The 18,938-nt window shown below is 67.7% G+C and carries 20 protein-coding genes; 10 read left to right on the top strand and 10 right to left on the bottom strand.

Features of this window, described 5'->3' with window-relative positions:
• Positions 1-83: 83 nt before the first annotated feature.
• Positions 84-875 (bottom strand): response regulator, encoded by a 792-nt coding sequence (locus O5I81_RS17440; protein WP_271066132.1) that lies wholly within the window; start codon positions 873-875, stop codon positions 84-86.
• A 162-nt stretch (positions 876-1,037) separates the two neighbouring features.
• Here O5I81_RS17440 and O5I81_RS17435 point away from each other — a divergent pair, with 162 nt between their 5' ends.
• Both O5I81_RS17435 and argJ read left to right on the top strand, forming a co-directional pair.
• Positions 1,038-1,997, top strand: a complete 960-nt coding sequence (locus O5I81_RS17435) for a peptidylprolyl isomerase (protein WP_271066131.1) — start codon at positions 1,038-1,040, stop codon at positions 1,995-1,997.
• Positions 1,998-2,029: 32 nt separating this feature from the next.
• Complete coding sequence (gene argJ, locus O5I81_RS17430) at positions 2,030-3,409, top strand: bifunctional glutamate N-acetyltransferase/amino-acid acetyltransferase ArgJ (protein WP_271069052.1); 1,380 nt, start codon at positions 2,030-2,032, stop codon at positions 3,407-3,409.
• Between the two features lie 203 nt (positions 3,410-3,612).
• On the opposite strand, the gene kdsA is transcribed toward argJ, so the two are convergent.
• Positions 3,613-4,464: a 3-deoxy-8-phosphooctulonate synthase gene (kdsA, locus tag O5I81_RS17425; RefSeq protein ID WP_271066130.1), complete on the bottom strand. Its 852-nt coding sequence runs from the start codon at positions 4,462-4,464 to the stop codon at positions 3,613-3,615.
• Between the two features lie 102 nt (positions 4,465-4,566).
• On the opposite strand from kdsA, the gene O5I81_RS17420 reads away from it, so the two are divergent.
• On the top strand, positions 4,567-4,968 hold the full coding sequence (locus O5I81_RS17420; protein WP_271066129.1) for a (deoxy)nucleoside triphosphate pyrophosphohydrolase: 402 nt from the start codon (positions 4,567-4,569) through the stop codon (positions 4,966-4,968).
• Positions 4,953-5,126, top strand: coding sequence for a Flp family type IVb pilin (locus tag O5I81_RS17415; protein ID WP_271069051.1), 174 nt, complete (start codon positions 4,953-4,955; stop codon positions 5,124-5,126). The genes O5I81_RS17420 and O5I81_RS17415 overlap by 16 nt, the downstream gene beginning before the upstream one ends.
• Positions 5,127-5,389: 263 nt before the next feature.
• On the opposite strand, the gene O5I81_RS17410 is transcribed toward O5I81_RS17415, so the two are convergent.
• On the bottom strand, positions 5,390-6,304 hold the full coding sequence (locus O5I81_RS17410; protein ID WP_271066128.1) for a methyltransferase domain-containing protein: 915 nt from the start codon (positions 6,302-6,304) through the stop codon (positions 5,390-5,392).
• 992 nt (positions 6,305-7,296) lie between these two features.
• Between O5I81_RS17410 and O5I81_RS17405 the strand changes: the two genes are divergently transcribed.
• The 4 genes from O5I81_RS17405 to O5I81_RS17390 are packed head-to-tail and all read left to right on the top strand — an operon-like array spanning position 7,297 to position 9,603.
• Positions 7,297-8,067, top strand: a complete 771-nt coding sequence (locus tag O5I81_RS17405) for a ComF family protein (RefSeq protein ID WP_271066127.1) — start codon at positions 7,297-7,299, stop codon at positions 8,065-8,067.
• Positions 8,068-8,096: 29 nt separating this feature from the next.
• Positions 8,097-8,351, top strand: coding sequence for a glutaredoxin 3 (grxC, locus tag O5I81_RS17400; protein ID WP_271066126.1), 255 nt, complete (start codon positions 8,097-8,099; stop codon positions 8,349-8,351).
• Positions 8,348-9,175, top strand: a complete 828-nt coding sequence (locus O5I81_RS17395) for a carbon-nitrogen hydrolase family protein (protein WP_271066125.1) — start codon at positions 8,348-8,350, stop codon at positions 9,173-9,175. The genes grxC and O5I81_RS17395 overlap by 4 nt, the downstream gene beginning before the upstream one ends.
• Complete coding sequence (locus tag O5I81_RS17390; protein ID WP_271066124.1) at positions 9,172-9,603, top strand: DUF1178 family protein; 432 nt, start codon at positions 9,172-9,174, stop codon at positions 9,601-9,603. The genes O5I81_RS17395 and O5I81_RS17390 overlap by 4 nt, the downstream gene beginning before the upstream one ends.
• Before the next feature lie 85 nt (positions 9,604-9,688).
• Here the strand turns inward: O5I81_RS17390 and ubiG are convergent, their stop codons facing one another.
• Positions 9,689-10,447 carry a bifunctional 2-polyprenyl-6-hydroxyphenol methylase/3-demethylubiquinol 3-O-methyltransferase UbiG gene (gene ubiG / locus O5I81_RS17385; protein WP_271066123.1) on the bottom strand — a complete coding sequence of 253 codons (759 nt, stop codon included), beginning with the start codon at positions 10,445-10,447 and terminating at the stop codon, positions 9,689-9,691.
• Positions 10,448-10,614: 167 nt separating this feature from the next.
• On the opposite strand from ubiG, the gene O5I81_RS17380 reads away from it, so the two are divergent.
• The gene (locus tag O5I81_RS17380; protein WP_271066122.1) at positions 10,615-11,862 is read left to right on the top strand and encodes an aspartate kinase; all 1,248 of its coding nucleotides are present in this window, start codon (positions 10,615-10,617) and stop codon (positions 11,860-11,862) included.
• A 303-nt stretch (positions 11,863-12,165) separates the two neighbouring features.
• Here O5I81_RS17380 and O5I81_RS17375 read toward each other — a convergent pair whose 3' ends face one another.
• Positions 12,166-12,921 carry a hypothetical protein gene (locus O5I81_RS17375; protein WP_271066121.1) on the bottom strand — a complete coding sequence of 252 codons (756 nt, stop codon included), beginning with the start codon at positions 12,919-12,921 and terminating at the stop codon, positions 12,166-12,168.
• A gap of 358 nt (positions 12,922-13,279) precedes the next feature.
• Here O5I81_RS17375 and O5I81_RS17370 point away from each other — a divergent pair, with 358 nt between their 5' ends.
• Entirely contained in the window at positions 13,280-14,695 is a 1,416-nt protein-coding gene (locus O5I81_RS17370) for an MATE family efflux transporter (protein WP_271066120.1), read from the top strand.
• On the opposite strand, the gene O5I81_RS17365 is transcribed toward O5I81_RS17370, so the two are convergent.
• From O5I81_RS17365 to O5I81_RS17345, 5 genes are read right to left on the bottom strand one after another with little or no spacing between them, the layout of a single operon-like run.
• A complete protein-coding gene (locus O5I81_RS17365) occupies positions 14,692-15,519 on the bottom strand; it encodes an enoyl-CoA hydratase-related protein (RefSeq protein WP_271066119.1) in 828 nt (275 codons plus the stop codon). The two genes, O5I81_RS17370 and O5I81_RS17365, sit on opposite strands and share 4 nt — an antisense overlap.
• Before the next feature lie 11 nt (positions 15,520-15,530).
• A complete protein-coding gene (locus tag O5I81_RS17360; protein ID WP_271066118.1) occupies positions 15,531-16,304 on the bottom strand; it encodes an SDR family oxidoreductase in 774 nt (257 codons plus the stop codon).
• Between the two features lie 59 nt (positions 16,305-16,363).
• Positions 16,364-16,513 carry a hypothetical protein gene (locus O5I81_RS17355; RefSeq protein ID WP_271066117.1) on the bottom strand — a complete coding sequence of 50 codons (150 nt, stop codon included), beginning with the start codon at positions 16,511-16,513 and terminating at the stop codon, positions 16,364-16,366.
• Positions 16,497-17,522 carry a cytochrome d ubiquinol oxidase subunit II gene (gene cydB / locus O5I81_RS17350; protein WP_271066116.1) on the bottom strand — a complete coding sequence of 342 codons (1,026 nt, stop codon included), beginning with the start codon at positions 17,520-17,522 and terminating at the stop codon, positions 16,497-16,499. The genes O5I81_RS17355 and cydB overlap by 17 nt, the downstream gene beginning before the upstream one ends.
• Positions 17,519-18,904, bottom strand: coding sequence for a cytochrome ubiquinol oxidase subunit I (locus O5I81_RS17345; RefSeq protein ID WP_271066115.1), 1,386 nt, complete (start codon positions 18,902-18,904; stop codon positions 17,519-17,521). Before O5I81_RS17345 ends, cydB begins: the two co-directional genes overlap by 4 nt.
• Positions 18,905-18,938 lie beyond the last annotated feature (34 nt).

Genomic DNA, 18,938 nt, shown 5'->3' with positions numbered 1-18,938 from the left:
GCCGGGCGTGGTGATCCACTTCCCCACCCGGCGCGCAACGCGCGCCTGCCCTCCCCAATTCGGGGAGGGAGGGCGCGCCAGGCCTAAGCCGCCTTCGTCTCGTCCTTCGGCAGGAAGGCCGTGATCGCCGCCACGGCCGGTTCCAGTTTCGCCCGGTCCAGCGTCTCGCCGATCGCCTTGTTCAGCGTCACCGCCGCGTCCATCAGCTTCAGGTCGCCGACCGAGACCGCCGCCTTCTGCAGATCGGCGGCCTGGGCCAGCAGCGCCCGGCGCGCCTGCATCCAGTCGCTATCGACCGCCGCCATCGCCGCCCGGGTGATCTTCAGCGCCTGCAGTATCCGATCCTGGTCCGGCGTCTTGCGCGAGTCCGAGCGGCGCTTGCGCGGCCCGGCGTACTCGCCGCTGTTGAACCGCCGACGGTCCGGCCCGACGTAGTGCACCGCCTCGACCCAGTCGCGGGGTTTCAGGGCCACCGCTTCCAGCCGCCGCATCAGGTCCTTGGTCGTGTAGGGCTTGCGCAGGAACTCGTGCACCCCGGCGTCGCGGGCCCCCAGGATGGCCTGGGCCGTCGCCTCGCTGGTGACCATGATGATCGGAACCTTGCGACAGGCCAGGTCGCTGCGGCGCAGGGCCCGGGCCAGGCGGGCGCCGTCGATCTCCGGGCCGCTGTGCTCCAGGAAGATGATCTGCGGATCGATCGCCCGGGCCGCCTGGATGGCCTTGGCGTCGCTGGTCGCCGACCACACCTGACAGGTCACCAGGCTGCGGAGCAGGTCCTGCAACAGCTTCGTCGCCGCCGGCTGCGAATCGACCACCAGCACCCTTTGCAGGTGCGGGGCCATGCGCGAAATGATCTTCGGGTCAGCGTTGAACACGGTACGCGGCGGCTCCACTGGACGAATAATCCCGGTTTCGTTGCACGGCGCGGGTAAACATCCGATTGAGGATAAACGCGAGCTTCCTTCCGGCCGCTTGCAAATGTTTCCCTTTGCTCCCGAAAGGCCTTAATCGAACCGGTCTGGATCGACGGAGTCCTCATGCTCAGACGTCTCGCCCCGCTCTTCGTTGTCACCGCGCTGGTGCTGGCCGCCTGCGGGCCGAAGGTCAGCAACGACAAGCCGCCGGAAACCGGCGATGTCGCCGTCGCCCGCGTCGATGGCCAGACCGTCTGGGCCTCCGACGTCAAGCGCGAGGCGATTGCGCAAGGCCTGATCGGGGAGGGCGAGCCGCTCGACATCCAGTCGGAAATGTTCCGCCAGATGCTCGACGAGGTGGTCGACCGCGAACTGCTCAGCGCCGAGGCGGTCAAGCGTGGCCTCGACGACGATCCGGTCGCCCTGCGGCGGCTGGAGGCGGTGCGCAAGCGCGTGCTGGCCGACATGGTCGTCGAAAGCTTCGTCGAGAAGGGCGTCACCGAGGAAAATATCCAGAAGATGTATCGCGAGCAGCAGGACCTCGCGACCCATTCGGAACAGTTCAAGGCCCGCCAGATCGTCGTCGGCTCGCCTGAGGCCGCCGCCGACATCAAGCGCCTGGTCGCCGCCGGCCGGCCGTTCGAGGGCCTGGCCATGGAGCGCTCCATCGACAGCGCCACCCGCTTCAACGGCGGCGACTTCGGCGGCTTCTTCCCGCTCGACGTCATGCCGCCGGCCTACCAGACGGCCCTCAAGGACGCCCAGCCCGGCGCCCTGGTCGGGCCGTTCGCGGTCGAGGGCGGCTGGGCGGTGGTCAAGGTCGAGGAGCGCCGGCCCGAACAGCCGCTGACCCTGGACGTGGCGCGGCCGCACATCGTCCGCTTCCTGACCTACGGACAGATCCGCGACCTGCTGGAAAAGCTGCGCGGCGGGGCCAAGGTCGAAACCCTGATCCCGCGTGGGCAAAACGTGCCCGGAGCCCCCAGCGAGCCGGCCAACGCGCCGCCGCCCGCCCCGGGCGCCAGCCTGCCCCCCGCCGCCGAAGTCCCCCCTGTTCCCGCTCCCGTACCGCCGAAAAAATGACCGACAAGAAGACCGCCAAGGATCTGCCCGCCATGGCCCTCGAGGCCGCCGCCAAGCCGGTGGAGGCCGTCGGCCATGCCGTCGAACGCGCCATCGAGCCGATCCGCGCCGCGCTGAAGCGATCGCCGAAGGAGGCCGCTCCGGTGGCCGCCGAGCCGGCCGCGCCGGGCAAGCCCGGGCTGGCGGTGTCGCCGCTGGCCGTGCCCTTCCCGAAGATCGCTCCGGTGGCCGGGGTCGAGATCGCCACCGCCAGGGCCGGCTTCTACAAGCATGAGCGCGATGACCTGCTGATCATGACCTTCGCCGAAGGCACCAGCGCCGCCGGGGTCTTCACCCGGCACGGCGTCGGCTCGGCGCCCGTCGACTGGTGCAAGCGCCAGCTGACCACCTCCAAGGGCGAGGACGTGCGGGCCCTGGTGGTCAACGCCGGCTGCGCCAACAGCTTTACGGGCAAGCCCGGCGCCGATGCTGTGCGCCGGGTGGCGACGGCGGTCGGCAAGCGCTTCGACTGCCGCCAGCGCGACGTGATGATGGCCTCGACCGGGGTGATCGGCGTCCTGCTCGACGACGCCAGGATCACCAGCAAGCTGCCGGAGATCGAAGCCAGGCTGCACGCCGACGGCTGGGCCGAAGCGGCCGGCGCCATCATGACCACCGATACCTTCGCCAAGGGGGCGCAGGCGACGGCGACCATCGACGGGGTGGAGGTGCGCATCGCCGGCATCGCCAAGGGCAGCGGCATGATTGCGCCGGACATGGCCACCATGCTGGCCTTCGTCGCCACCGACGCGGCCATCGCCCCCGGGGCCTTGCAGACCCTGGTCAGCCTCTATGTGCGCAACACCTTCAACGCCGTGACGGTCGACGGCGACCGCTCGACCAACGACACCCTGCTGCTGTTCGCGACGGGCCAGTCGGGCGCGCCCAAGATCCACCGGGCCGGCGACAAGCGCCTGGCCGACTTCCGCGAAAAGCTCGAAGCCGTCCTGCTCGACCTGGCCCTGCAACTGGTGCGCGACGGCGAGGGGGCGACCAAGTTCGTCAAGATCAACGTCACCGGGGCCGAAAGCCACGCCTCGGCCCGCAAGATCGCCCGCACGGTCGCCGAAAGCCCGCTGGTCAAGACCGCCTTTGCCGGCGAGGACGCCAACTGGGGCCGCATCGTCATGGCCGTCGGCCGCGCCGACGAGCCGGTCAACCGCGAGAAGATGAGCGTCCAGTTCGGCAAGCTGATGGCCGCCCAGGACGGCATGGTGGCGGCGAACTATTCAGAGGCGAAGATGAGCGCCTACATGAAGAAGCAGGAGCTGGAGGTCAGCATCGACGTCGGGGTTGGGCGCGGCCACGCGGTGATCTGGACCTGCGACCTGACCAAGCAGTACGTGGCGATCAACGGCGATTATCGCTCCTAGCGCGGCAACGGCGCGCCCCTCTCCCGCTTGTCGGGAGAGGGTGGCAGCCCGCAGGGCTGACGGGTGAGGGCAGCGCCGGCTCGTCGGGACGCGCACGTTCTGGCGCCGACCGTGCCGCCGCCAATCGTCAAAGGCCGGTGTTGCCCTCATCCAACCCCCTTCGGGGGCCACCTTCTCCCGACAAGCGGGAGAAGGGATGCTAGCTAGTGCACCAGCTCGTGAATCCCCTTCAACGTCCGCAGTAACCCCGCCGCGCCATCCAGCGGCAGACAGCTCAGCGGATCGCACAGCGCCTTGTCCGGGTCCGGGTGGAATTCCAGGAACACGCCGTCGGCGCCGGCCGCGATCGCCGCCTTGGCGATGATCGGCACGCCATCGCGCCGTCCGCCCGTCGAGGCCCCGCCGGTGCGCGGATCGGCGCCGGGCAGTTGCACGGCGTGGGTCGCGTCGATGGTCACCGGCGCGCCCAGCTTCTGCATCTCGCCGATGCCCAGCATGTCGACGGTCAGGTTGTTGTAGCCGAACGAATTGCCGCGCTCACAAAGGATCGTCATCTCCGCCCCGCCGGTGGCTTCCTTGACCTTGTCGAGGATGTTCTTGCAGTCCCACGGCGCCAGGAACTGGCCCTTCTTCACATGCAGCAGGCCGCCGGCCGCCTGCGTCGCCCGCGCTGCCGCGACGACCAGGTCGGTCTGCCGGCACAGGAAGGCGGGGATCTGCACCAGGTCGGCGACGGCGGCCACCGGCTCGCATTCCTCGGGGGTATGGATGTCGGTGGCGATCGGCACGTTCAGCTGCGCCTTCACCTCGGCCAGGATCTCCAGACCCTTCTTCAGACCAGGCCCGCGATAGCTCTTCAGTGACGAGCGGTTGGCCTTGTCGTAGCTGGCCTTGAACACATAGGGCAGGCCGAGGTCAGCGCAGATGGCCTTCAGCGTCCGGCCCGTATGCAGCGCCAGTTCGAGGTCCTCGATGACATTGAGGCCGGCGATGACGACCAGCGGCGCGCCGCCGCCAAAGGCGATGTTCCAGCGGGTGAGGCTGAGCTGCGACATTCAAAGGCTCCGTGTGGTTGGAGCCTGCATACCAGACGATGCGCCCCTGTCGCCTCCTGATGTTCTGGCGTGGCGCAAATGGGGCTGTTAGGTGCAGGACCCATGAAGCCTACGGTCCTCGTCGTCGCCGCCGCCCTCATCGATGCCGACGGCCGGGTGCTGATCTGCCAACGGCCGGCGGGCAAGCAGCTGGCCGGCCTGTGGGAGTTTCCGGGCGGCAAGGTCGAGGCCGGCGAGACGCCGGAAGAGTGCATCATCCGCGAGCTGAAGGAAGAGCTCGACATCGATGTGAAGGCCGCCTGCCTGGCCCCCTTCGTCTTCGCATCCCACAGTTATGATTCGTTTCACCTCCTCATGCCATTGTTTCTGCTGAGACGCTGGGACGGGGTCGTCACGGCGAAGGAACATGAGGCTCTGGCGTGGGTGAAGCCCCAGCAACTCGCGGACTACCCCATGCCGCCGGCGGACGCCCCGCTGGTCGCCTGGCTCTGCGATTTCGTCTGAGGGCCTTCTGGACCAACGAGAGCGGCGCGACCGCGATCGAGTACGGCCTGATCGCCGCCCTGATCTTCCTGGTCATCGTCACCTCGGTCTCCGCCTTCGGCAACAAGACCACCGGGATCATGGAAGCCGTCTCCGCCGCCATCGACGCGGCGATCTGATAACCCGCTGACTTAAAACGCCTTTTCTGGGTCCCATGAATATGTCTAGACATATTCATGCGGCTTTGGCCGCTCTGAACGCGGTTTTCGGCCTGATGCGGCGCGGCGTTGACATTCCGGGTCACCAACCTGTCAACAATCCCCGACGCCATATCAACGCGGCGCCTACGCCCGCGCCTACAATCCCCGCGCTCGCCTCAACGCACAAGTCACATCAATTCAAGACCTTACGCCGCCGCCTCATGCTATAATGGCGGCTTCGTTTACGGCGCCGGCTTCTCTCCGGCGCTGCGCTCGGTGGTCTTCAGCGCGTCGGCCAGCCGCACCTTGGCGCTGCCGGGCTTCAACGGCTTCTGCTGGCTCTCGTGCGGCGCCCAGCCGGTGACGGTGATGATCTCGAAGGTGGCGGCGACCTTGCCGTCCGCCTGGGCAAAACGGGTTTGATAGAGCTCCAGGGCGCGGAACAGCACCTTGCGGCTCAAGGGTTTGCGGGCGCGGTCAACCAGCACGCTGGTCTCGCCCATGGCCCGCAGGTCCTTCAACAGGGAGAGGGGATGGGCATAGCGGACGGTGACCCGGTCGACATCGCTGACCGGCAAGGCAAAGCCGGCCCGCTGCAACAGGCCGGCCCCGTCGAAGCCGTCGGCGAAGGGGGAGACGCGCTGGTGGGCCCCGCCGCTGATCTCGCTCTCGGCCTCCAGCAGACACTGGCGCAGCTCGGTCAGGGTGGCGCCGCCCAGGAAGGCGCCGATGAACAGGCCGTCGGGCTTCAACGCCCGGCGAATCTGCACCAGGGCCCCGACCAGGTCGTTGGTCCAGTGCAGGGCCAGGGTCGAGACGACGAGGTCGAGGCTTTCGGGGGCGAAGGGCAACCGCTCCTCATCGACCACCAGGCGCGGGCCGCTACGGCCGGCCAGCATGGCGGCGGAGAGGTCGGTTTCTATGAGGGTGTCGATCTTGCCGGCCGCCTCGCTATCCTTCAGCGCCTCCGCAAACGCGCCGGTGCGGGCCCCGAGGTCGACGGCCAGTGGAAACCGTCGCAGGATGGCGTCCAGGCGGTCGACGGCGTCGGCGGCGGCCCGGGCCTTGAGGAAGCCGGCGGTGTCGTATGAGGCGGCGGCGCGATCCAGGCGCCAACGGTGCAGGGCGCGGTCAAACAGGACGGGCGGGGCGGTCATGACGGTGGAAGGTCCGAAGGCAGGGTGGCGGCCCGGTCCCGCCCTTAGCGCATTCGGCCGCCGCGCGCTCGACCTCATTCTGCCCTCGACGGCGCTCGACGGGTCACCGGCCCAGTCGGGCGGCATCCCGGACACCAGAACTCATTTGATGATGCTGCAGGAGATGTACATTGATGTTGCATAATTCTTCCCGTGAGAGATCATCCACGAGAATTCAGTTCATTTGTCTTGTTTCTCTGGCCGCCACGGCCGTCTTATTGACTAGCTGCTCCACGTTGGCAAAACCAGTCACCGTTAGTGTGCTTGAGGCGTGTGGTATTGATTCGAGCGTGTGGAGGCAAATTCCAATCCCGTCGCAACGGGATGAACTACTCGAAGTGAAAAACACTCTATCGAATGAGCCTACTCGTGACCATTTTATAAATGCCTTCGCTCCCCATGAAGCTTGGTTTGAAAGCACCGACGGCAAGCTTCTAGGTTGTAGATATAAACAGCAATCAATCTGTGGTGGCGGTTTGTTCAACAACGTTATTTTTAGCCGGCAAGGCACGCTTTGGAAAGCCGAGCCAACGTTGACGACAATGTGTTATGATTGATTTTCAGTCCCAATGTTACCAGCTACGGGGGCATTTTTACTAATTACTTCTATCTGGGGGCTGGCTGCCTTCCCATCGATAACTCTCAATTGCGAAATGGTCCCCCTCTCTAAACTCCGTCTCAATTCCTCGCATTTGGAACTACGGTAACGGTTTAGGCAACGGAAAGCGTGGACACACACCACTTTCCAAGCCGGCCAGCGACCTGGGGTGACCCCCTACAGCGAGACAGGGAAATAAGGGACAGTTCCCATCAGGAGAACGGATGTCCAAACAGGAACGACGATTATTCAGCCGCGAGTTCAAGCTCTCGGCGGTGGGCGACTGGAGGCGGGCGAGAGCGGCAGCGCTCTCCGGCGGTGCAGGGCGCGGTCGAACAGGACGGGCGGGGCGGTCATGACGGTGGAAAGTCCGAAGGCAGGGTGGCGGCCCGGTCCCGCCCTTAGCGCATTCGGCCGCCGCGCGCTCGACCTCATTCTGCCCCAGACGGCGCTGGATGGCTCGCCCGCCCAGTCCGGCGGCATCCCGGCCGAGACCTGGAGCCGTATCCTGTTCGTCGAGGAGCCCGTCTGTGACGGCTGCGGCATGCCGGCAGAATACGCCATGATCGGCCGCTGCCCGGCCTGCGAGGCCAGGCCGCATGTCTTCTCCCGCGCCCGCGCCGCCTGCCTCTATGACGAACACAGCCGCGAGCCGATCCTGCAGCTCAAGCACGCCGACCGCACCGACCTGGCCCCGCTGTTCGCCCGCTGGCTGTCGCGGGCCGGGCGCGAGCTGATCGCCGGGGCCGACGCCCTGGTTCCCGTGCCCCTGCACCGCTGGCGGCTGCTGTCGCGGCGCTACAACCAGTCGGCGGAGGTGGCGCGTCGGCTGGCCGCCGAAACGGGCCTGGCCTATCTGCCCGACGCCCTGACCCGGCCGCGGCGGACGGCGACGCAGGGCGGGCGCACCGCTTCCGGCCGGCGGCGGAACGTGGCCGGCGCCTTCGCCGTTCCGGAACCGCGGCGGCCGGCGATCGAGGGCCGGCGCATCCTGCTGGTCGACGACGTCCTGACCACCGGCGCCACCGCCGACGCCTGCGCCCGGACCCTGAAAGCGGCCGGAGCCGCCGATGTGTCGTTGCTGGTGATCGCCCGGGTGAAATCCAGGGCGCTGAAGACTACATAACCAACCAAAGTTCCCGTATTGGAGCCCCCATGGCCGATGTCGTTATCTACACCCGTCCCTTCTGCGGTTATTGCGCGCGCGCCGTCGCGCTGCTGAACGAGAAGGATGTCGCCTTCGAGGAGATCGAGGCCGGCATGGATCCCAAGCTGCGCCAGGAGATGATGGACAAGTCGGGCCGCTCGACCTTCCCGCAGATCTTCATCGGCGGAAAGCACATCGGCGGCTGCGACGACATGATGGCCCTCGACCGGGCCGGCAAGCTCGACGAGATGCTGCAGGCATGAGTTTCCGCGCCGCCCTGGTCCAGACCCGCACGCCGGCGACGCATGAGGCCGCCCTGGCCCATGTCGCGCCGCTGGTGCTCGAGGCGGCGGCGGGCGGCGCGCAGCTGATCGTCACGCCGGAAGGGACCAACGTCCTGCAGAAGTCGCGAGAGCTGCTGTTGCCGGCGCTCAAGCGACCGGAGGACGACCTCGTTGTCCAGGGTCTGCGTGATCTCGCCCGGGAACTCGGCGTCTGGCTCTCCATCGGCTCGGCCCTGGTGCTGCGTGAGGACGGCCAGGCGGCCAATCGCCAGATGCTGATCGGGCCGGACGGGGCGGTGGTCGCCACCTACGACAAGCTGCACATGTTCGACGTCGACCTGCCGACCGGCGAGACGGCGCGCGAGTCCGAGGTCTACACCCCCGGCGACCGGGCGGTGGCGGCGCAGACCCCGTTCGGCCCGCTCGGCCTGACCATCTGCTACGACATGCGCTTCCCGGCCGTCTACCGCGCCCTGGCCACGGCCGGCGTCAAGGTGATCACCGTGCCCGCCGCCTTCACCCGCCCGACCGGCGAGGCCCACTGGGAAATCCTGCTGCGCGCCCGCGCCATCGAGACCGGCAGCTTCATCCTGGCGGCCGCCCAGGGCGGCTTCCATGAGGATGGCCGCGGCACCTGGGGCCACTCCATCGCCATTGGCCCCTGGGGCGAAATCCTCGGCCAGCTCGACAATGACGAGCCGGGCGTCCTGCTCGTCGATATCGACCCGGCCCTGGCCGACAAGGCCCGCGCCGCAATCCCCGCGCTCAAGAACGCCCGCGCCTTCACGGGCCCGGTCGCATGATTAGATACGCCCTCGTATGCGCGACCGGCCATGAGTTCGAAGGCTGGTTCGGCTCCTCGTCGGACTATGACGACCAGGCCGCGCGCGGGCTGGTCAACTGCCCCGTCTGCGGCGCCCGGGACGTGAAGAAGCAGATCATGGCCCCCGCCGTAGCCGGCACGAAGCGCCAGGACTCATCGGACATGGCCCCGCAGATGCGCGAGATGATGATGCAGGCCCAGCAGGCTGTGCGGGCCCACGTCGAGGACCATTTCGACTACGTCGGCGACGCCTTCGCCAAGGAGGCCCGCGCCATCCACGAGGGCAGGTCCGAGGAACGCGGCATCTACGGCGAGGCCTCCGCCAAGGAGGTCACCGCCCTGATCGAAGACGGGGTGCGCGTGGCCCCCCTGCCACCCGCACCCCCGAAGAAGGAAGAGTTGAACTAGAGGGGAGGGCCCAAAGGTCGGTTTCGCCTTGCTCCTTCGACGCCCGAAGGATGGCGCAGTGTTGGCGCCCCCGCCGTGACGGGGCTCACGCCGAGCGCGTAACCGTCATCATGTAGTTGATGTCGCTGTCGGCCGAGCGGTCCCAGCGGCCGGTGAGCGGATTGTAGGTGACGCCGAAGGGCCCTTCGACCTCGAAGGGATGGCCTTCGAGGAAGCCGCGCAGTTCGCCCGGCTTGAGGAACTGGTTCCAGTCGTGGGTGCCGGCCGGAACCCAGCGCAGGATGTACTCGGCGCCGACCTTGGCCAGGGCCAGGGCCTTAAGGGTCCGGTTCAGGGTGGCGACGATCATCACCCCTTCCGGGGCCAGCAGGCGGGCGCAGGTGCGCAGGAACTCACCGGGGTCGGCGACGTGCTCGATGACTTCCATGTTGAGGATGACGTCGAACGGTCCAGCCCCATCGGCCTCCAGCTGTTCGGCGGTGCTGGCGCGGTAGTCTATGCTCAGGCCCTGTTCGGCCGCGTGCGTGCTTGCCGTGCCGATGTTGCGGGGCGAGGCGTCGACGCCCATGACGCTGAAGCCCAGCCGGCTCATCGGCTCGCTGAGCAGGCCGCCGCCGCAGCCAATGTCGAGCAGTTTCAGCCCCTCGAACGGCCGGCGGGCGGCGGGGTCCCGGTTGAAATGACTGAGGGCCAGGTCACGGATGAAGGACAGCCGGACCGGGTTGAATTTGTGCAGCGGGGCGAACTTGCCCTTAGGGTCCCACCATTCGGCGGCGATGCGGCTGAAGCGCTCGACGTCGGCGGGGTCGATGCTGTGGGTCAGGGTGGGGGCGACGCTGTCCATGACCCTTATCTAGTGCGGCGGGCGGGGCTTGTCCCGTCTGCATGGCAAATTGACGATCCGCGCATTGCGGCGCCGCGTTTGGCTCGCTAGAAGGCGGCTCCTTGCGCGGATGATGGAATTCCATCGCCGCGCGGGGCAAGAACTTGTTCTCGATCGGGGATTTCAGCTTGTCACGGCTGGTCATGAAGTTCGGCGGCACCTCGGTGGCCGACCTGGAGCGCATCCGCCGCGTCGGGCGGCTGGTGGCGGCGGAAGTCGCCACCGGCAAGAAGGTCGCCGTCGTGGTCTCGGCCATGGCCGGCAAGACCAACGAGCTGGTCGCCTGGACGGACGGGGCCGGCGCGGCCGCGCAGGGCATCGCCCCCTCCGACGACGAGTACGATGTGGTCGTGGCCAGCGGCGAACAGGTGACCGCCGGCCTGTTGGCCATGACCCTGCGCAACATGGGCCTGCGGGCCCGGTCCTGGATGGGCTGGCAGATCCCGATCATCGCCGACGACGCCCACGGCCGCTCGCGCATCGAGGAGATTCCGCCGGAAGCCCTCGGGGGGGCCATGGATGCGGGCGAGATCGCCGTCATCGCCGGCTTCCAGGGCGTCACCCGCGACGGCCGCATCGCCACGCTGGGCCGCGGCGGCTCGGACACCAGCGCCGTGGCCATCGCCGCCTCGCTGGGGGCGGCCTGCGACATCTACACCGACGTGGACGGGGTCTACACCACCGACCCCCGAATCGAGAGCAAGGCCCGCCGCCTGGCCCGCATCTCCTACGAGGAAATGCTGGAAATGGCCTCGCTGGGGGCCAAGGTGCTGCAGACGCGGTCGGTCGAAATGGCCATGGCCCACCGGGTGCCGGTGCGGGTGCTGTCGAGTTTTGTCGAGCCTGGAGAGGCGCCCGGCCAGGGCACCATCCTGTGCGACGAGGAGGATATCGTGGAAAAGCGGATCGTGAGCGGCGTGGCCTACAGCCGCGACGAGGCCAAGGTCACCCTGTTCGGCCTGCCGGACACCCCCGGGGTCTCCTCGCGCATTTTCGGGGCGCTCGCCGACGCCAACGTCAACGTCGACATGATCGTCCAGGCGCACGCCCGCACGGCCGACACCGCCAACATGGAATTCACCGTCGGCAAGCGTGACGGCGCCCGCGCCATGGAGGTCGTCAACGGCCTGCAGGCCGAGCTCGGCTTCGAGGGCGCGGTGCTGGACGAGGACGTCGCCAAGGTCTCGGTTATCGGGGTCGGCATGCGCAGCCACGCCGGCGTTGCCAAGACCATGTTCAAGGCCCTGGCCGACAAGGGCGTCAACATCCAGGTCATCTCGACCTCGGAAATCAAGATCAGCGTCCTGATCGAAAGCGCCTACACCGAACTGGCCGTGCGCGCGCTGCACTCGGCGTATGAGCTGGACAAGGTTTAGCGCCTGTCGTCTCGAATTCGAACGACCTGGGGCGGCTTGGTCCAATCTGAAAATGTACAGGACACAAGCCGGTCCTGGTCGTTCCGGTCAATTGGCATCAAATTGATGACTAGGCCCCGCTCGCCGGGCGTTGTCTGGATCCGCGAGACGAATACATAGCGGTCAGGTGGCGCCTTCGCGGCTTCGCGACACATCGCTTCGGCCCTCGTGTATTCTTCCGGCGAATATGATCGGACCGTATCGGCCGCAGTCGCGCATGCCGCAAGGCTGAGCAAGCCCGATCCGGCTACCCAAAAAGCCCATTTAGCCGCTCTGACATGTGCCATTTACGCTGCCCCAACTATTGGCCGTGGATTCGAGTTTAGGATAAGTGGTCATAAGTCCGTCCTGCCGGGCCTTGACGGCATCGGCGTATGGTATCGTGGAGCCGTTCGGCAAAACGAGATCACCAAAGTTGTTGATCACATAAACCGAACCTTTGTGATCTACAACAACCTGCCAGACGTTGTTGAGCTTTGAATTGGCCAGATCCGCGAGGCTTGGTCCCCGAGATACTGCCAGACTGCCGACTCCAAGTTTGTCGTCGTGAAAGTGGATGTAGAATGGCACGTCGTCGGTTGACGCAAACTGCTGGATCACCAAATCGACCGTACCATCTCCATCGCCCCAATGCAGATTGCTGATTACGTAGCCATCGTCGGTTCGTTCGACGTGCCCGCCAATTTCAGCGTCGTTTTGGTTCGCCTGCTTGTGAAGAGCCAGATCGATCTGCGAGCACATCAGAGCCCTGATAATGCCCTCCAGATCACTCGGGTCCAAACCCTCCCCGAAGGGCGGTGTCACCGTGATTTCTCCAGCTTCGGCGGGACCCTCGCCAACAATCTCGACTTCGCTAACCTCGGTGCCATCTACTGGCGGAGTCCCCAGAATCCATTCGTCCCAAGTGAGGCCGGGCGGAATTTCGAATCCCTCCGGCGCGGGAGGCGGGGGCGTTCCGACAATCACCACCTCATCGACGTCTAAGAACCCGAGTTGCGGCGCGTCATCGAAAAAGACCATGAAAACCTCCCAAGATTGCATTACCCCACGGCATTCCTTTAACCCGTCAAGATCGTCGAGGCCCCCCCAATGGCTTGACCTTCCGGCGAACCCGGCATACCCATCCCGCATCACCGGCCCCAACTCGGGCCACAACCGCGAGCTTCGTACCCGTGACCGCTGTCATCCTCACCCACCGCACGTTCGTGCCGTCCGCCAAATGCGGTCGTCCGACTGCCTGCGCTCGCGAGGAGTTCGCCTGAGTCTTCAGATCATCTGAAACCTCAACCGCCCCCTCCCGAGCCCGACGCTCCGGAGGGGTTTTTTGTATCCGCCATCCAGTGCGTCGGGCCCGGGCCAAAAGACCCGAGAGACCGATATGACGCATTTGACCGCCCAGACCTTTTCCAGCCGCCTCAGTCCGCGCGGCCGCCTGCCCGAATGGATCGCCGAGGCCAAGGCCCTGCTGTGGTTGTCCGGCCCGCTGATCATCACCCAGCTGGCCCAGATGGCCATCCTGGCCACCGACGTCGTGCTGCTGGGCCGCCTGAGCTCGCATGCCCTGGCGGCGGCGGCCATCGGCAACGCCGTCTACTACTTCTGCTGGCTGATGGGCGGCGGACCGACGGCGGCCGTGGCCCCGATCATCGCCCAGATGCTGGGCCGCAACCCGGACGACCTTTCCGGTCCCCGGGCGGTCTCGCGCATGGGCCTGTGGGTGGCCATCGCCCTGCCGTTGCCGCTGATCCCCATCCTGCTGTCGGCGGGCTGGATCCTCGGACATCTGGGGCAGGAGCCGGCGCTGGCGCGGGACGCGGGCAGGTTCACGGCCATGCTGTGCTTCGGCCTGCCCTTCACCTTCGGCTTCCAGGTGCTGCGTAACGTCGCCACGGCGATGGAGCGGCCGAGGGCGTCGCTGTACGTCATGCTGGCCTCGATCGGCTTCAACTTCGTGCTCGCCTGGGCGCTGATCTTCGGACACTTAGGGTTGCCGAAGCTGGGCATCGTCGGGGCCGGTCTGGCGACCTCGTCGTCGGCGGCCTTCGCCTTCCTGGTGATGGTGCTGGTCATCCGGCTCGATCCCGCCCTGCGGCGGGTGAAGATGTTCGCCGACTTCGCCAAGCCGGACTGGCCGCGGTTCGTCGAGCTGTTCCGGCTGGGCGTGCCCATCGGCCTGACCATGCTGTTCGAGGCCATGCTGTTCAACGCCATGACCCTGGTGGCCGGCACCTTCGGGGCCGCCACCCTGGCGGCTCACCAGGTGGCCCTGAACTTCGCCTCGGTGACCTTCATGGTCCCGCTCGGCATCGCCATGGCGGCCACCGTGCGGGTCGGCCTCTACGCCGGCGCGGGTGACCACGCCGGCACGCGGCGGGCGGGGTTCGTGGCCATGGTCGCGGGCGGCGGCGTCGTGCTGCTGTTCGGGGTCGCCATGGCCCTGGCCGGCCAGCAGATCGCCGGGCTCTACATCGCCGGGCGAACGGCCGAGGACCTGCAGGTCATCGCCCTGGCGGCGCTGTTCCTCAAGGTGGCGGCGGCCTTCCAGCTGTTCGACGCCCTGCAGGTGGTTGGGGCCTTGAGCCTCCGCGGCCTGAAGGACGCCCGCTGGCCGATGATCCTGGCCGGCGGCAGCTACTGGTTGGCGGGGGCTCCGGTCTGCGTCCTGCTGGGGGTCACCCTCGGCTGGGGCGGCCTGGGCATCTGGATCGGCCTGGCCTTCGGGCTGGCGGTGGCGGCGGTGGCCATGTGCCTCCGCTTCCACCTGCTGACCCGGCGGTCCGTGCCCGTCCTCTAGCTCTCCCGGTTCTCGTAGACCGGGCGGCGTTTTTCCAGGAAGGCCCGCACGCCTTCCTGGAAGTCGCCGTCGGAGCTGGCCAGGATCTGGTTGCGGTCTTCCATGGCGATGGCCGCCTCCAGCCCCTGGGCGTCGATGGCGTGGTTGAGGCATTCCTTGGTCAGTCGCAGGCCGAGCGGCGTCGCGTGCAGCATGTCGTCGACCAGCGCCTGGGCCACGGGCTCCAGTTCCTCGGCCTCGACGATCTGGCTTACCATGCCCAGCTCATAGGCGCGCTGGGCGGTGAAGAAGCGGCCCGTCAGCATGTACTCGGCCGCGACCGAGCTGCCGACCATGCGGGGCAGGAAGTAGCTGACGCCGATGTCGCAGGCGGTCAGGCCGATGCGGATGAAGGCGGCGTTGGCCTTCAGACGCGGCGTGCAGACCCGCACGTCGCTGGCCAGCATCAGGGCGAAGCCGCCGCCGGCCGCCGCCCCGTCGACGCAGGCGATGATCGGCTGGGGACAGCGGCGCATGGCGATGACGATCTCGCTGATCCGGCGCTGGGCGGTCAGGCCCGCGCCGATCGACCGGCCGCCCTCGCTGTTGCTGCGCTCCTTGAGGTCGAGACCGGCGCAGAAGGCCTTGCCGGCCCCGCGCAGGACCACGACCCGAACATCGCGGCGCCAGTAGAGGCCGACGAAGAAGTCGCGCAGTTCCTCGACCAGCTTGCGGTTGAGGGCATTGAGGCTGTCGGGGCGGTTCATCGTCACCCAGGCGGTCTGGTTCTCCAGCCGGATGTCGAGGTGTTCGTAGGACGCGTCGTTGTTGGTGGGGGCGGTCATCGGGGTCACTCCTATTTCGTCTGGCCGCCGTCCACGGGGATGACGGCCCCGTGGACGAAGCTGGCCTGGTCGCTCATCAGGAAGGCGGCCATCGAGCCGATCTCGGCCGGCGTGCCGAAGCGCTGGAGCGGCACCTCGCGGCGCAGCCAGCGGTTCCAGTTCTCGGCGCGCGGACCAGAGGCGCGCTCCTCCCATTCGCCGCCGGGGAAGGCGATGTTGCCCGGGGCGATGGCGTTGATGCGCACCCCCTTGCGGCCGGCGATCTGGGCCAGCTCCTTGGTCAGGTGGTTTACCGCCGCCTTGGCGGTGCCGTAGGTCAGGGGCGTGCCGAGGGCGCCGAGGCCGGCGATCGAGCTGATGAACAGCACCGAGCCCGACCGTCGCGGCTCCATGCGGGCATAGGCCCCGCGCGCCAGCTTCCAGGCCGAGCCGAGGTTCTGGGAAAAGCCGGCGTCCCAGGTCTCGTCATCGACGGCGGCGCCAGGCGGGCAGGGGTGAAGGCCGACGTTGGCGACGGACCCGTGCAGCGGGCCCAGCGCCTCTTCGGCCCCGGCCAGGGCCTTTTCGATGACGGTGGTCTCGCGCAGGTCGCCGGCCATCGACCACAGCCTGTCGGCCCCATAGCGGGCCGCGAGGTCGGCGCGGGTCGCCTCCAGCGCCTCGGCGCCCCGAGCGGTGATCGCCACCTTCGCGCCCTCAGCGAGGCAGGCCTCGACGATGCCCAGGCCGATGCCGCGACTGGCGCCGGCGACGAAGATGACTTTGTCCTTGAGGCCGAGGTCCATGGTCGTTTCCCTTGTCGTTTTGGCGACAGTGGAGACCCGGCCCTAGGGTCAGGCAAGCGCTACAGCTTCAACAGGGCCCGCAGGGCGTAGGCGACGACGGCGGTGGCGGCGCTGCCGGCCAGCGCCAGGCCGACAAACCAGATCAGCCGCTTGCCCCATGGCGGCGGCGCGTCGTCCTCGCCGGGCGGGCCTTCAATGATATCCCGCATCGGCGGCGACCTTTCCGCGGAAGATCCAGTAGACCCAGGCGGTGTAGCCGAGGATCACCGGCAGCAGGATGGCGACTCCGACCAGCATGAAGCCCAGGGCCCCGGTCTCGTTGGCCGCCGTGCGGAAGGGAACGTCGTAGGGGACGATGTTGGGGAAGAAGCTGGCGGCCAGGCCGATGTAGCCGGAGAAGAAGACAGCCAGGCTGCCCAGGAACGGCGCGTGGTGAGACCGCTTCCACAGGCCCCAGGCGAGCAGGGCGAAGCCGGCCAGGCCGAGCAGCGGGATGGGCAGGTGAGGCAGGAAGACGCCGCTGTCGAAGCCCTCGCCGGTGAAGCCCCAGACCTTGGCGACACGGGGGTGGACGACCAGCGTCGCCAGCGACACGGCGGCCAGCAGGGCGGCGGTGGCGAGGCCGGCAAAGACGCTCCAGCGGCGGGCGTCGTCGTGCAACTGATGCTCCGAGCGCCAGATGACCCAGGTGGCGCCGAGCAGGGCGTAGCCGGCGACGAGTCCGACGGCGACCAGCAGGCTGTAGGGGGTCAGCCAGTCGAAGGCCCCGCCGGCGAAGGCGCCATTGCGCACCGCGATGCCCTGGATGAAGCCGCCCAGGACAAGGCCTTGCGCCAGGGTGGCGGCCAGGGAGCCGCCGGCGAAGGCGGCCGTCCAGAAGCGCTTGCCGCGCTTGCGGCCATGGCTGCGGAATTCGAAGGCGACGCCGCGCAGAATCAGGGCCAGCAGCATCAGCATGATCGGCGCGTAGAGGGCCGGGCCGATGATGGCGTAGGCCATCGGGAAGGCGGCGAACAGGCCGCCGCCGCCGAGCACCAGCCAGGTCTCGTTGCCATCCCAGTAGGGGGCGATGGAGTTCATCATCGCGTCGCGCTCTTTCGGGCTGCGGGCGAAGGGAAAGAGGATGCCGACGCCGAGATCGAAGCCGTCGAGCAGGACGTAGAGCAGGACCGAGATGGCGATCAGGCCGGCCCAGATGAGCGGAAGGTCGAGGTTCATTGGTCCTCTCCCGCCACGGCCAGAGGACTGCCCGGGGCGCGATCCTCAGGCGTCGGGGCCTCCTCGTGCGGAGCAGGTCCCCGGGCCATCAGGCGCAGGATGTAGATGGCCCCGGCGCTGAAGACGATGGCGTAGATGACCATGAAGGCCAGCAGGGAGACAGAGACCTGGCCGGCCCCGACCGGCGACACGGCATCCCTGGTGCGCAGGACGCCATAGATAACCCAGGGCTGGCGGCCGGCCTCGGCGACGATCCAGCCGGCAATGACGGCGACGAAGCCCATCGGCCCCATTAGAACGCTGGCCCGCAGGAACCAGGGCGAGGCCTCCGGTCCGCCGCGATAGACGTGCCAGACACCCCAGGCCCCGAGCCCGATCATCGCCAGGCCCAGGCCCACCATGACCCGGAACGACCAGTAGATCAGGCCGACCACCGGCCAGTCCTCGCGCGGCCAGGCGTCGAGGCCCTGGATGACGGTGTCCCTGGAGACGCCCTGGATGGCGTTGCCGATGCCGGGGATGGCGATCTCGCCGTGGGTCTTCCCGGCCTTGCGGTCGGGCCAGCCGATCAGGCTCTGGGGCTGGTCCGGCCCGGTCTTCCAGTAGGCCTCGATGGCGGCGACCTTGAGGGGCTGGTGGTGGCGGGCGAGCTCGCCCGAGGTGTGGCCGATGACCAGCTGCAGCGGGGCGACGATGGCGAACATGCCGATGGCCATGCGCAGGGCCATGCGGCTCTCCGGCTGGTCGGGGTCGCGCAGCAGAACGAAGGCGCTGGCCCCGCCGACGGCCAGGGCCGTGGTCAGGAAGGCGGCGAGCGCCATGTGGGCCAGGCGGGTAGGGAAGGTCGGGTTGAAGACCACGGCCCACCAGTCGGTGGCGATCAGCTTGCCGTCCGGCAAGATGGCGAAGCCGGTCGGGGCCTGCATCCAGCTGTTGGCGCTGAGGATCCAGAAGGCCGAGATCAGGGTGCCGATGGCGACCAGGACGGTGGCGGTGAAGTGCAGGCCGGGCCCGACCTTCTTCCAGCCGAACAGCATGATCCCCAGGAAGCTGGCCTCGAGGAAGAAGGCGGTCAGCACCTCGAAGGCGAACAGCGGCCCGATGACCGGGGCGGCAGCCGTGGAGAAGACGCTCCAGTTGGTGCCGAGCTGGTAGCTCATCACCACCCCGGAGACGACGCCCATGCCGAAGCTGAGGGCGAAGATCTTGACCCAGAAGAGGTAGAGGTTGCGGAACACCTCGCGGCGGGTGGTCAGCCAGAGGCCTTCGAGCACGGCAAGCAGGCTGGCCAGGCCGATCGAGAAGCTCGGGAAGATGATGTGAAAGGCGATTGTGAAGGCGAACTGCAGTCTTGCCAGCACCAGTGCGTCAAGGTCACCCACGCCACATCCCCATTTTCGCCGAACGCAATCAGCG

Origin of the sequence: Caulobacter sp. NIBR1757 (genome assembly GCF_027912495.1) — a bacterium.
Taxonomy (GTDB): Bacteria; Pseudomonadota; Alphaproteobacteria; order Caulobacterales; family Caulobacteraceae; genus Caulobacter.
This window is presented reverse-complemented; position numbering and strand designations above follow the sequence as displayed.

Excerpts from the sequence above, each read along its gene's own strand:
- O5I81_RS17405 (WP_271066127.1), top strand. The coding sequence starts at position 7,297 with ATGACGGTGGAAAGTCCGAAGGCAGGGTGGCGGCCCGGTCCCGCCCTT.
- O5I81_RS17370 (WP_271066120.1), top strand. The coding sequence starts at position 13,280 with ATGACGCATTTGACCGCCCAGACCTTTTCCAGCCGCCTCAGTCCGCGC.
- grxC (WP_271066126.1), top strand. The coding sequence starts at position 8,097 with ATGGCCGATGTCGTTATCTACACCCGTCCCTTCTGCGGTTATTGCGCG.
- O5I81_RS17435 (WP_271066131.1), top strand. The coding sequence starts at position 1,038 with ATGCTCAGACGTCTCGCCCCGCTCTTCGTTGTCACCGCGCTGGTGCTG.
- O5I81_RS17395 (WP_271066125.1), top strand. The coding sequence starts at position 8,348 with ATGAGTTTCCGCGCCGCCCTGGTCCAGACCCGCACGCCGGCGACGCAT.
- O5I81_RS17410 (WP_271066128.1), bottom strand. The coding sequence starts at position 6,304 with ATGACCGCCCCGCCCGTCCTGTTTGACCGCGCCCTGCACCGTTGGCGC.
- cydB (WP_271066116.1), bottom strand. The coding sequence starts at position 17,522 with ATGAACCTCGACCTTCCGCTCATCTGGGCCGGCCTGATCGCCATCTCG.
- ubiG (WP_271066123.1), bottom strand. The coding sequence starts at position 10,447 with ATGGACAGCGTCGCCCCCACCCTGACCCACAGCATCGACCCCGCCGAC.
- argJ (WP_271069052.1), top strand. The coding sequence starts at position 2,030 with ATGGCCCTCGAGGCCGCCGCCAAGCCGGTGGAGGCCGTCGGCCATGCC.
- O5I81_RS17365 (WP_271066119.1), bottom strand. The coding sequence starts at position 15,519 with ATGACCGCCCCCACCAACAACGACGCGTCCTACGAACACCTCGACATC.
- kdsA (WP_271066130.1), bottom strand. The coding sequence starts at position 4,464 with ATGTCGCAGCTCAGCCTCACCCGCTGGAACATCGCCTTTGGCGGCGGC.
- O5I81_RS17360 (WP_271066118.1), bottom strand. The coding sequence starts at position 16,304 with ATGGACCTCGGCCTCAAGGACAAAGTCATCTTCGTCGCCGGCGCCAGT.
- O5I81_RS17420 (WP_271066129.1), top strand. The coding sequence starts at position 4,567 with ATGAAGCCTACGGTCCTCGTCGTCGCCGCCGCCCTCATCGATGCCGAC.
- O5I81_RS17390 (WP_271066124.1), top strand. The coding sequence starts at position 9,172 with ATGATTAGATACGCCCTCGTATGCGCGACCGGCCATGAGTTCGAAGGC.
- O5I81_RS17355 (WP_271066117.1), bottom strand. The coding sequence starts at position 16,513 with ATGCGGGATATCATTGAAGGCCCGCCCGGCGAGGACGACGCGCCGCCG.
- O5I81_RS17375 (WP_271066121.1), bottom strand. The coding sequence starts at position 12,921 with ATGGTCTTTTTCGATGACGCGCCGCAACTCGGGTTCTTAGACGTCGAT.